This is a genomic window from Clostridium thermosuccinogenes (assembly GCF_002896855.1).
In the GTDB taxonomy this organism is placed as follows: domain Bacteria; phylum Bacillota; class Clostridia; order Acetivibrionales; family DSM-5807; genus Pseudoclostridium; species Pseudoclostridium thermosuccinogenes.
The window spans coordinates 830,232-842,635 of the sequence record NZ_CP021850.1 but is presented as its reverse complement, the minus strand read 5'-3'; the positions used below and the strand labels follow the sequence as shown (position 1 = coordinate 842,635).

Annotated in this window: 7 protein-coding genes and 2 pseudogenes; 3 read left to right on the top strand and 6 right to left on the bottom strand. The window is 42.5% G+C overall.

Annotation, left to right across the window (positions count from 1 at the left end):
- The first annotated feature begins 332 nt into the window (after positions 1 to 332).
- Positions 333 to 1,583: pseudogene (locus CDO33_RS03750) on the top strand (IS110 family transposase).
- Between the two features lie 896 nt (positions 1,584 to 2,479).
- On the opposite strand, the gene CDO33_RS21735 reads toward CDO33_RS03750, so the two are convergent.
- Positions 2,480 to 2,866, bottom strand: coding sequence for a hypothetical protein (locus CDO33_RS21735; RefSeq protein WP_103080842.1), 387 nt, complete (start codon positions 2,864 to 2,866; stop codon positions 2,480 to 2,482).
- 2 nt (positions 2,867 to 2,868) lie between these two features.
- Here CDO33_RS21735 and CDO33_RS03740 point away from each other — a divergent pair.
- Both CDO33_RS03740 and CDO33_RS03735 read left to right on the top strand, forming a co-directional pair.
- A pseudogene (locus CDO33_RS03740) lies at positions 2,869 to 3,579 on the top strand (DEAD/DEAH box helicase); the annotation flags it as partial.
- A gap of 263 nt (positions 3,580 to 3,842) precedes the next feature.
- Entirely contained in the window at positions 3,843 to 5,408 is a 1,566-nt protein-coding gene (locus CDO33_RS03735) for a class I adenylate-forming enzyme family protein (RefSeq protein ID WP_103080841.1), read from the top strand.
- Between the two features lie 149 nt (positions 5,409 to 5,557).
- Here the strand turns inward: CDO33_RS03735 and CDO33_RS03730 are convergent, their stop codons facing one another.
- The 5 genes from CDO33_RS03730 to CDO33_RS03710 all read right to left on the bottom strand — a co-directional run bounded on the left by CDO33_RS03730 (position 5,558) and on the right by CDO33_RS03710 (position 12,297).
- A complete protein-coding gene (locus CDO33_RS03730; RefSeq protein ID WP_103080840.1) occupies positions 5,558 to 7,699 on the bottom strand; it encodes a family 78 glycoside hydrolase catalytic domain in 2,142 nt (713 codons plus the stop codon).
- A gap of 113 nt (positions 7,700 to 7,812) precedes the next feature.
- Positions 7,813 to 8,157 carry a hypothetical protein gene (locus CDO33_RS03725; RefSeq protein ID WP_192875000.1) on the bottom strand — a complete coding sequence of 115 codons (345 nt, stop codon included), beginning with the start codon at positions 8,155 to 8,157 and terminating at the stop codon, positions 7,813 to 7,815.
- A 238-nt stretch (positions 8,158 to 8,395) separates the two neighbouring features.
- Positions 8,396 to 10,246 carry a hypothetical protein gene (locus CDO33_RS03720; protein ID WP_103080839.1) on the bottom strand — a complete coding sequence of 617 codons (1,851 nt, stop codon included), beginning with the start codon at positions 10,244 to 10,246 and terminating at the stop codon, positions 8,396 to 8,398.
- A gap of 296 nt (positions 10,247 to 10,542) precedes the next feature.
- Positions 10,543 to 11,262 (bottom strand): SIMPL domain-containing protein, encoded by a 720-nt coding sequence (locus CDO33_RS03715; protein WP_103080838.1) that lies wholly within the window; start codon positions 11,260 to 11,262, stop codon positions 10,543 to 10,545.
- 165 nt (positions 11,263 to 11,427) lie between these two features.
- Positions 11,428 to 12,297 carry a radical SAM/SPASM domain-containing protein gene (locus CDO33_RS03710; RefSeq protein ID WP_103080837.1) on the bottom strand — a complete coding sequence of 290 codons (870 nt, stop codon included), beginning with the start codon at positions 12,295 to 12,297 and terminating at the stop codon, positions 11,428 to 11,430.
- Between the last annotated feature and the right edge of the window lie 107 nt (positions 12,298 to 12,404).

Sequence of the window (12,404 nt, the reverse complement as noted above, 5' to 3'; positions counted from 1 at the left end):
GACCCATAAAAATTATAATTAACATAACAATTCATATTTAATACCATATATAAACATTAAGCACATTATCCAGCTTTACACCTTAGCCATTATGCTAGCATCAGTTAGCTTGAACCTTGACAATCATGTATAATATCATCCGTACTTTAATGGTGTGTGTATCATCTCCTGGGACGAACTTTATCTGGCCAATTACCCCATGTGAAAGAATATTTATTCATTCCAGTAAATCTACATGATTTGCTGGTTCTTCGTGTCACTTGCAAGGCTGTTTGCTTACATAGGGAGAATGAAGGCTTTTAAGTCCATTAATCTTGTAAAGGAGGCCCTTAATGAATTTCAGACCTATTGCAGGAATCGATGTAAGTAAAATCGCCAGGAAGATGGTAATTCTTTCTCCATCCAATGAAGTGATTGCCCGCATAAAGATCCATAATGATCCAATACTGGTGTTGAAAGTATCGTTGAATTACTAAAAAAACGAAAAAAGACTTTGCTTCAAAGTATTTCATGGTTATGGAATCCACCGAGCACTATCACAAAATCCTTTTCCATTTACTCTGTAAGTTTTGATTTGGGGTCTCTTTCATAAACCCCATCTAAGCTGATTTTATCAAAAATATTGGAATAAGGAAAGTGAAAATTGACAAAGTTGATGCCCGGAGAATTGCCATGCTATACAGATTTCAGGAGCTTAAATCTACAAAAATCCTCGATTAGGATATTTGCCCATGCCTCCACTACTATAAGCTTAATGATGAGCTTACTGCATACAAAAAAGATTTACAGGCATAGTTGACCAATTCATTCTCAACTTTAAGAAAGATAAATTCTCTAATATATTCTCAAAGGTAGCTATAGCTATCTTTGAAGAACGCCCTACACCTGTTCATATCTTAAGGCTAACAGGAACAGGCTGATTACACTGATTCATGAAAAGTCCCATAATAGGCAATTAGTAAGTATGAACTTCCAATCACCAAGGCTAAAGAGATCACTTCTCTAAGCATTTAGTATTAATCAAATATTACCATACTTGGTGTGTATACTTCTATGCTTAAAACCTTGAGAGAGTTCTAAAGGACATTCGTGTATTAGTTTATGAAAATATTGCAAAGGATTTACCTATGATGGCATTGATGCTTGAACTCTTACAAAGCATTCCAAGTATTAGACTTCTCTCTGTTACTACCATTCTGGCTAAGGTTGGCACTTTTCTGCGTTTTTAAAGCCAGGTAAGCTGGTTGCTTGTTTCGGTATTGATCCATATGTAATACAGTCCAGAGAGCTTACAGGGACACCTAATAAAATGTCCAGGATAGTCTCAAGGCTTCTTCGCAAGGTACTTTTCACAGTAGCTCTGCTAATAATCGAACCATTCGGAATAATACAGCTTTCAAACCCTGTGCTACTGGAGTCTATCGCAAAAATGCTAGAGTAAGCATAAAAAAGTAGCTTAGGGAGCTATTATATGTAAGCTTGTTTGTATTATCTTTGTTGTACTTAGGGACAAAAAGCCCTATGAGCTACGTGCTCCACAAGAACATACGCAAATGCTTGTTGCGAAGTACACAATCGTTTAATAAATACTATACTTAATGTTTAGTTTTCAAAGATCAAATTTCTTTATTAGACTATCTATTTTATGTTTGCTTTACCAGGGTGTCATGTTGCAATGCTTTTTTCTCTGTCAGGAGTTTTCAACAATTTTTAAAATATTTATTAAACTCTTGACTTTAGTTAGCTGGCCTTTATCAACACTGTTTTATAACTATTTTACACTTTTTTACACACAAAGTAAATGATAATATGAACCTAAAGGATATAGTATCCTATAACCTTTGGAAAACAATCATCATGACCTATTTAATCTATCAATGACAGAATATATTTTACAGAAAGAAAGGAATATGTTTGCTAGTTATTGAAAATTCATACATTGGATAACAAATGCGCTAAAGACAGCAGATAGAAGCATTATCCTTAGAAGCATGAAGCAATGTATGAGCAGCACTACAACTTTCTGTACACATCATTCACCCGAAATATACTAAATGATTTAGATAGACTATTCACTAATTACCACCATGAATTAAAATCATAAGTATATTAATCAACTTTAACAGGAAGCAACTGATAGCTTTGCCTTGATATAATCAGGCAAAGAAGATACAAAGTAGTCTAGAAACTCATTAATTGTCCCCTTTGTCAGGAACAGTTTTCCTGTAAATCAATTTTAAAGCTTCTATTATGAGCTACAGTACCTCAAGGAATTTGATATCCTCAAGCTCATCAAAGCAGTAATAGAGCAAAGCACCAATGGTGCGCAAATTAGTGTTATTGTGTTTTTCGACCACTAATATAATGTACCTTGAAAAACAATAGTAGTATGAGCAACCATCATATCGTACAAACGGCCTTAGAATTCCTTCGCAAGCTTTAGATATGACTTGCACATTTTAAAGAATACCTTGATGTCCTAGTGTTTATCATATAACCTGATTATCTCTATCTCGGTAAAAGCCATATCCGTTAAAATTAGAGCAAGCCATTTGCTCCTATTTCTTCGGTCACAGGCAAAGACAATTCTTGCTGGAACAAGGTTTCCTTCTTTATCGTGCAGTTCTAACATGACAGACGTCAGGCATTTTGCTCTTCCTCTACGTTTTCTGATAGTTCGGTATATCTCGCGTAATGATTTCTTTTCATCATTGAATGTATAGTTAATCTTTGGTGTACCCCTCAGCATAGCTATTACTTTAAGGTTCGTTTTGCAAATCTTGATAATAGCAGCCAGAAAGGAGAACCAACTGTCAAACAGAACATATTTCACCTTAATGCCGGCTGCCATAACTTGTTTTAGCATTTGAATTAAAGCATGTATCCAAATATAAAAGCAATATTGGCATACTGGCTATTTACGGAGGTCAGCCCATCGACCGCCAGATATACGCCCTGAAGAAAAGGCCCCAGATCATAATAGGCACCCCAGGGCGCATCATGGATCACCTGCGAAGAAAAACGCTCAAGCTTGCGGGATTAAAGATGGTAATCCTTGACGAGGCGGATGAAATGTTGAACATGGGCTTTCGTGAAGATATAGACACCATCCTGGAAAAAGTGCCGGAAGAGAAGCAGATCGTGCTCTTCTCCGCCACGATGCCAAAAGAGATACTGGAGCTTACCAAAAAGTACCAAAAGGAACCTGTGTATGTTAAAGCAACCCATAAGGAGCTGACGGTGCCAAGCATTGAGCAGTATTACCTGGAAGTAAGCGAAGCGTCCAAGCTGGAAGTGCTGTCCCGGCTTATAGATGCGAATAACATTAATTTGGCTCTGGTTTTTTGCAATACAAAAAAGCGCGTAGACGAAGTGGCCTCAAGCCTTCAGACCCGGGGATATTCCGCCGAAGCCCTTCATGGAGATATGAGACAGGAGCAGCGGGACAGGGTTATGAACAAGTTCAGGAAAGGCAAAATAGATATCCTGGTGGCAACCGATGTCGCAGCACGGGGTATAGACGTGGATGATGTGGATGCGGTATTCAATTATGATTTACCCAATGATGAAGAATATTATGACGGGAAGAAAGAAGGCTTAAGCCTTCTTTTTTTCGCCTTATGCGGACATGCCGAGATAGCCCGGCAAACCCATTTCATAGTTGACACATCAATTGAACATATAATAATATATCTTTAGGGAATAATCCGGCAAATATGGATTATGTGTAAAGTTATATCCAAGCAGTATGGATGGCATGGTAGATACAAGTTTTAATGCATTGTTTCAAATATAAATGTCAATTAAATATATGCAGAATGGTAGAATGGAGGTCTTTTTTCATGCCCATTACACAAATGCTTTCACGAAACGCGCATTTGTACCCGGATGAGATAAGCTTGATAGAGCGCATACCTGAGTCCGGCAGCCGCAGGGAGATCACGTGGCTGGAATTTGAAAGCATGTCCAACAAGCTTGCTCATGCACTTTTGTCAAAAGGTATCGGCAGGGGTGACAAGGTGGCACTGCTTATGATGAATTGCCTGGAATGGCTTCCGGTTTATTTCGGCATATTGAAAACCGGAGCGCTGGCTGTTCCCTTGAATTTCAGGTTCACCGCCGATGAAATAAAAAAATGCCTGGATACCTCCGAATCCAAACTCCTTATCTATGGCCCGGAATTTCAGGAAAAAATAGATATGATCGCCGACAGTCTGGAATATACCCGGGATCTGGTATTTGTAGGCGATTGTCCTTCCAAGGAAGCAGAAAGCTTTTACAGCATGATAAGCAGCTTCCCTGACCATGCCCCGGATATAGCAATTTCCGATGACGATGATGCGGCATTGTACTTTACATCCGGCACCACAGGTGTTCCAAAGCCCATAATGCTGACCCACGCCAACCTTGTTTCGGCCTGCATTACCGAAAGCCAGCATCATAAGCAAACCCATGATGACAATTTTCTTTGCATTCCGCCCCTATACCATACCGGAGCTAAAATGCACTGGTTTGGAAGCCTCTATACCGGTTCTAAGGCTGTTATCCTGCGCGGCATAAAGCCGGAATGGATCCTTGAGGCAGTTTCGGAGGAAAGGGCAACCATAGTATGGCTTTTGGTCCCATGGGCCCAGGATATACTTTGCGCAATAGAGAACAAGGATGTAAATCTGGAAGATTATAATCTCAAGCAGTGGAGATTGATGCATATAGGAGCGCAACCTGTGCCTCCGAGCCTGATAAAACGATGGAAGGAATATTTTCCCGACCAGATGTATGATACAAATTATGGTCTCAGCGAATCCACCGGCCCCGGATGTGTGCATCTTGGAATTGAAAATATACACAAGGTCGGAGCCATCGGAGTCCCCGGATACAACTGGGAAGTCAAGATAGTGGATTCGGAAGGAAACCCCGTTGCCTGCAATGAGGTGGGTGAGCTTTGTGTGAAAGGCCCCGGTGTCATGAAAGGATATTACAAAAATCCTGAAGCCACCGAAAAGGTTTTAAAAGACGGATGGCTTTTCACCGGAGATATGGCCCGCATGGACGAAGACGGATTTATATATCTGGTTGACCGCAAAAAGGATGTGATCATTTCCGGCGGCGAGAACATTTTCCCTGTGGAAATCGAGGATTTTCTGCAGACTTGTGACGGAGTAAAGGATGCTGCTGTTATAGGGATGCCCCATGACCGCCTGATTGAAGTGCCTTTGGCCATCGTTGAGCCAAAGCCGGGAAAAGAAGTGACGGAATCGGCGCTTGTAAAATTCTGCCAGGCTCTGCCCAAGTATAAAAGGCCATGGAAGTTCATCATTGACAAGGTTCCACGCAATCCTACCGGAAAGATTGAAAAACCAAAACTCCGTGAGAAATGGTGCGGAACCGGTTCCAGTTTGTTTGTATAATTTTAAAGCCGCCAAACGGCGGCTTTTTCCATGCCTATTATTATCATTTTTAACATAGAGCTCTAAGCTTTTCTTTAAAATATCCATGCCTTTATTTCTGCTTAAGCTCAACGCTTACGCCGCTTAAGCAGCACCAGGAAAAATGTCCGTCATTTCCCATCAGCAATGCCCAGCTTATGATAATAGTATACAGGTATTGCAGACCATCCGTGGCACAGGCTCCCGGCATTATCAAAATCTGCGGCTCCCTTTTCCGTCTCCCAGAAGCTTGTCGCTCCCCGGAACAGCATGCTGCCCCAAATCTCAGCGATATCATCCACAACCCATTGTCTGTATCTTTCTATATCCATGAGCAGCGCATCATATTTAAACGCCCTGTAGCTTAGGGTAATCCGAACCAGACCGTTATTTTCACCGGCCAGCACCTTTCTCAAGCTATCGGCTTCCACGCCTTGGGCACATCCGCTGCAAACAGCCAGGGCTTGGGTCAACTCAGAAAGATGGTAGCCTTTCTCATCCTTTATATATGTGTAGTACAAGCCGGACCGGTGGTCATAAAAATGCTTTCTGATAGCTTTTCTCAATTTATCCGCACATTCCGACCAGTATCTGAAAAGCTGTTGCTGACCTATTGCTCCGGCCAGTTGTGCAGCGCTGTCTAAGGAAATGACCAGAAGCATGTTGAGGGGAGCGTCAAATCTTTTTTCCAGAGCTTCCGTCCTTTGAATAGGCGTACCATCCATGCCTTCCGCCCACTCATAAAAGTTCCAGTATCTGGTCTCGCGGTAGCATGGAATCAACCCGCCCTCCATGCGTTTCAAAGCAGAGCTGCATATCTTTTCCACCGTTTCGAACATTTCCTTGACAAATTCCGTTCTATGGCTATGCTTCCAGAACTCATACAGTTCCATGACCCATAGGAAGGTAAAAGACGGTATGGTTATCGGAGCTCTGGCAGGGGCGCACAATTCCAGCAGTCCATCCTCCTGCAGGCCCAAAGCCAGCAATCTTATACAGCTTTCAGGAAAGTCCAGCTCCTTGAAGCAGTAATACCCACATAAGGCCTGATTGCGTGAATCCATGGCATACAATGCCTGCTCCCGCCAGGGACAATCCTCATAGTGCTCGTGCATGCAAAGCTCCAGAGTCCTTACAGCCACCTCATATATCTTCTTATGCAGCTTGTCCTTTATATTGACAGGCTGACAGGTCAAGGGATATCTCACCGGCAAAACACCTGCATAATATATCTTTATGTCGCCTTTGATATTGCTGATATTTAGCTGCACATACCTGCAGCCCAGTCTCTTGAAGTAATGGGTAAAGCTCTGCCTGCCTTCTTTGCTCACATACCGGCAGGCAAAATTTCTTGCACCGACATAGCTTCTCACTCTGAGATCATCAAGATGCTCACCATACCCTATCTCGAAAACAGTGCCCTCAAGAGCCTCCACCTCCATGTCAAGCAGGCCTGCCTCTTCCCTTCCCAGGTCAAAGACCAGGTATACCCCTTTTCCTTCCGTCAAGTCCTGCTTTATGCATAGAGGTTCTGAGCCGGAAAGCACTATATCATCTTTCTTCCCGTCGGACATCTCCATTATTCTTCTGGCAGAGAGGTAGTCCCTCAGCATCAGAAGGCCGATATCCCCATCCTCTTTATCCCTCATAAACAATCCCTGGGCGCACAGCCTGGAAGGTATCCTTTCCCCGGTAATGAGCCTTTTTACCGGCCTTGGATGGAGCTTGCTGTTCTTGTTAACCACTACGCTTTTTCTCCAGTTGCCTGTCTTATAATTTTCATCCAGCCAGTCATCCTCCCTTGAGGCATCATATTTGAAGGTAAAGGACAGCTGAGGGGATATATTCTCCATAGGGCCGCTTTCATAAGCCGGACATGGGCTGCTCCATGTATTTTCCCCGCTGGATGCCAGCACCTGATGGCCGCAAAGGACTGCAAAAATAATCCCGGCATCCGCTTTATAGTATTGAAAGCTGTCCACCCCCTGGTAATATCCACGGATGCACAGCCTGTTTCTGCCTTTTTTCACTAACGAGCCGATTTCAATTTCATCATAAACCTTATAAAAGGGATAATCATCATACTGACCATAGCCTGCCATCCGGCCGTTCACATAGACCACATAATCGGTGTCTGCCGATATCATAAGCCGGATTTCCTTAATTTCCTCCACCTCAAACTCATGGATAAACTTAGCGTAACTGTTTAACGAACCTGTGCCTTCATTCCATATCCAATCGGCACCCAATGCCTTAAAATCCAAAAATTCCATTTCGACCACCCTGCCATTTCACGGTTTGCTTTTTATCCGGATATCCGGCTTCACATTGCAGCACAAAATTTGATAAATGACATGAATTTCAGCAAAGAATGAAAAACTTTTAATCAAGTCAATATACCGCAAACAAGCTCGCGGCATATATGACTACTTGCCATTTTACCTGAATTCTTTTTGCGGAACAGGGACAATCCGCCAAATCCGCTGATAACAGCAATATAGAAGCCGAAGTCATACCACCAGCCTGAATTTGCCGTTTCATAGAGTCTGATATTTTTATCGAACAAGCCTAAAATAAGGGAAATGGGAGCAATCCACCCGTGCCATATGCCCCAGAAAAAACCTGCCGGATCATTAGCTGTATTTGTACCGTCCCCCGGTACACATCCTGATAATGCCATCAGCATTAAAGCTGTCATACCGCCAAGAAGAAATACTCTCTTTTTCACCATAAGACCTCCCCGGTACTCGTTAAGAACCCTTAGCATAATAATATCATGCAGAAATTCAAGGCCATGCGAGCACACAACTTATAAAAGCAATTTCATGGTATATTATGCAAGAATATAAGTCAAGTATTCCGCAAAGATGCTGAAACAACACTGACCTTCTGTCATTAACTACAATAGGAAATTTTGCTGCTAGCAATAAACCTTATACCCTTCCGGCATGGAATGGGATTTACATTTTCTATTCTTCCATGCCCTCTACTGCCTTCATCAGCTTCATCTTCCTATCCCCATCGCTGCAGTCATCCAAAAACCTTTTCAATGCCCCAACCCTCGCGTCTCTCTTAAAGCTATTTTCTTCTTCTCCAGCCTCTGCTTCAGTCAGGCTGTTCATAAGCTCATCATAATACTTCTCCAGTATTTTGTCGCACTTTTCGGTTATTTCAGGACTTTCCGGCCTAATTATTGTAAGCCCGGAATCATCAACACCATGCTCCGATACAAATTTACCAACAGACTCATCCCATGTAAACTCCACGCGCTTCTTTGCCTGTACGCTGACCCTGCCATATTCATCCGCAATATCCAGCGGGAGAGGATATATCTTTGTGATTGTATAATCCACCAAAACCTTCGCCTTTTCGTCAGTTTCCACATTAACAGCGTTGGCTTCAATGTTATATCCACCCATATGATATTCGGAATATTCATCATAGGGGAAGCTCAGCACAAGCTTTTTTCCTTCATCCGTAAGCTCATACCAGTCCTGATAGTACCTTGACTCCCCGGTTCCATGACCCCGGCAGCTGTTTCCCGCCATCCAGATATGGTTACCATCCGATTCCATCCGGTATTCGGTGCCTGCATTTCTCCCGCCAAAGTCTATATAATCGGCAAATTTCCATGATTGTCCGTCTACACGCTTAAATACATGCAGCCGGATATAATCATAATTGCTTAAGGCTACTACCGTATACTTGTCTTCATCCTTTCTAAGCTTCTTCTCTGTTATTTCAATCCTTTGAGGCGGGTGTCCATACCACATGTCAGTCCCTAGATTTTTGCAAATATACTCCATATAGTAAGGTTTATTTCCTTCATTGTAAGGATCATTCTCTTCGTACAGCTTTTTGATGTCATCCGGCGTTAAATCCTTTGATATGCCCTTATTGCCTTCGAAAATGGCATCAAACTCCGCATCGAAATCCCTGCCGCCTTCTATCTCAAATATCATTGAATTTGTTATAAGCTTATATACCCCTGGCTTGCCAGGCACGGAGGCAAGTGCGGCAATATGGGCTTTGGCGTATTGCTCTCCCTCAACGGGAAATTTTATTGGGAATAAAGTTTCGCTGTAGTTAAATTCAATCTGTATGCACCTTCCCTCGGCTTTTAACCTTTCCACCTCGGCCTCTATTTCCCTATAGTCAAACAACCTCCTGCCCTCCAGAATTTTAAACTCATTGTTGGCAACGGAGTTGTTCAAAAACCCATAGGTTTTCTCAATGGTTTCATAGGTGTTGATTTTGCTGCTTCCATGATCCTCTATTTCATGATAGGATATGTTGTCAGGAATGCTTATGGAGGCAGGGTATTGCAGATAAACAGGGTCCACCACCACTCCTTCCAAATATTCTCTCACATATTCGGATATCCATTGGCCGGCATCATAGCCACCCTTTTTTACCATTTTTCCGTCAACTGTTACATCGCTGTCAAAGGACACAAACGATCCATAAGTAACCAATGTAGTAATCTTATTCCCGTCGGCGTCGAAAAGCTCCACCCGATAACCATAGTCCTCATCCCAGCCGGTGTCGGTGGGAGAATAGGTCTGTCCTGCAAGCAGAGCGCAAAATTCCTTAATCAATGCGCTGTCCGTATGTTCCGCATTGCTGCCGTCATACAAGTACTCTATCCGAATCTTTGAAATGCGCACGGTATCAGCCTCAATGACATTACCTGCGCTTTCTTCAATTACGGCTCCGTCAAAATCAGCATCATCAGGCTGATGGTTGCTGATAACCTCCTTCTTGCTGCAGGCCGCTAAAAGCAATAGCATTGAGAGTGCTAAAATCAGTATCTTTTTCACACTAAACCCTCCGAAAACAATTTTGCTTATGTATTTTTTGATATACTTTAATCATTGGTTTGATTCACGTCCATTTGAGTATGGCCATATAATGCATTATCTGCCTTATATTCAGGCTTACAGCGATTTTATTTCCGATTTGCCATGATGTTTTGCCATTGCACTAATTTTATCCTTTAAAGCAAATATTCGGTATGTTTTTACAAAATCCTTCAATTGCTTGCTGATTCATTCTTTAGTAAACAGCAAAAAAGACCTGCCTTTTCCGCAAGTCTAACAAATTGAGCTATTTAACATTAATTCTCCTGCTGCCTATAGCAAACGTATCTAAATACAGCTTCAATTCTCGCTGTTATTTCTATCTGTCCCGGCTGTATCGGTGTGGATGCATCCGCCGCCTGCATTAGGAAAGGCATGGGAGGAGCCTCATATCTTTCTTCAACAATTCTTTCAGGCACCGGATTTACTCTTACCTGCAGCCTGTTCCCTATGGTCGCAGCTTTCACAAAAGCATCATCAATTGCTGCCTTCAATGCCTGCTGATAATAGTTTGACGGCTGAGAGACCGAAAAACTGATATTATTTACGATGTTTGCACCACTGGCTACAGAGGCATCGATTATCTCCCCTGTTCTGCGGATATCCCTGATAGTGACCTTCAGGATGTGTCGAACCCTGTATCCCCGGAAAACCTGCTTTCCATCGACAAAATCATATTGCGGTTCTATAGTGTAGGATTGCGTCTGAATATCCCCTGATTCAACACCCAACTCCTTTAGAGCACTAATTACGGCGGTGATAATCCTTGAGTTTTCCGCCTGTGCCTGTCTCAGTTGCACATTCTCCGTAACCACCCCCAATGAAGCGGTGGCTATATCCGGCTGGACACGGACTATCCCGGTACCCTCAACTTTCATCTTGCATGCGTGGTAATCTATGCATTCCTTACCGGCTGGAACATAGGTCTGCTGCACTGGATAAGAGCTTGTAAAAAACGGCTGCGGTATATATGGCACTGCCTGTCACCCTTTCGCGTAAAAAATTTAATAAGCTTCAAATAGCAGCATCCTTTCTAAGCAGTTGATACACCCATGATTGACTTAACTTAATTTCTATTCCCTATGGCCTTATAACTTAATATATTATATGTGCCACAAAAGAAAGTGTACCCTTTGACAAGTTTATCCACCGAAACGCGTCCTGTATCCGCACTTTCTGCACAATTCCTCCACGGCTTTCCTTCCGGAAAAGCCTTCATAGATATCCCGCGCCCGTTTGCTGTTTAATATGTCGTCAAAATCCCGTTCAAGGATGTTGCCTAAGCTTATCCTGCCTTCTCCGTCAAGACAGCAGGGCACCACAGTGCCGTCCACCAGTATAGCCACCTGGTCCCTAAGTCCATAGCAAAAACCTCTATCCGATATGTGCTCCCGGTTTATATCCGGCCAGTCAAATCTGGGAGCCTGGTTTAAGAAGATATTCTCCGCAAGCTTTATGCCCCTACCGGAAGCCAGTTTATCCTCAAGCTCATAATCCAGTCCGAACTCCTTTCTAATCCTTTCCAGTATATATTTATTTTCCCTGTTTTTTCCTCCCTCCGAGAGGTTCCAAAGCCTTAAGCTGACCAGAAGCTGCCTCTCCTTACAGGCTCTGTTTATAAACTTGAAAATACCATCCAGGTAACTGTCCAAAGTGTAGTCCCTGGCATTGGCTTCAAAGCTGTGGAGGGAAAAATTCACCTGTCTCAACGCAGGCTTTGAAATAATGCTGTCAGAAGCCTTTTCCACCAGGGTGCCGTTGGTGGTTACATTCACCTTAAATCCATGTATGCCGCACAGTTCCAGGAAATCCCCTATTTCTGGATGCAACAGCGGCTCACCCATGACATGGAAATAAAGGTGTTCACTATACCCTTTGATTTTTGTAAGAATTGCCTCAAACATGCTTTTGTCCATAAATTGAGCTTTGCGTGCTGTTTTCGGGCAAAATTCACAGGACAGGTTGCATATATTGGTAATCTCAATATAGATTTTTTTAAACTTTCTCTTCATCCGATAATTTGTCCTTTTGCTCCGTATATTTTCATCGATTAACATTGATATAATATGATTTATTTATGAATCAAACACAATAATATAGCTTAACTGCAAATCAGTCA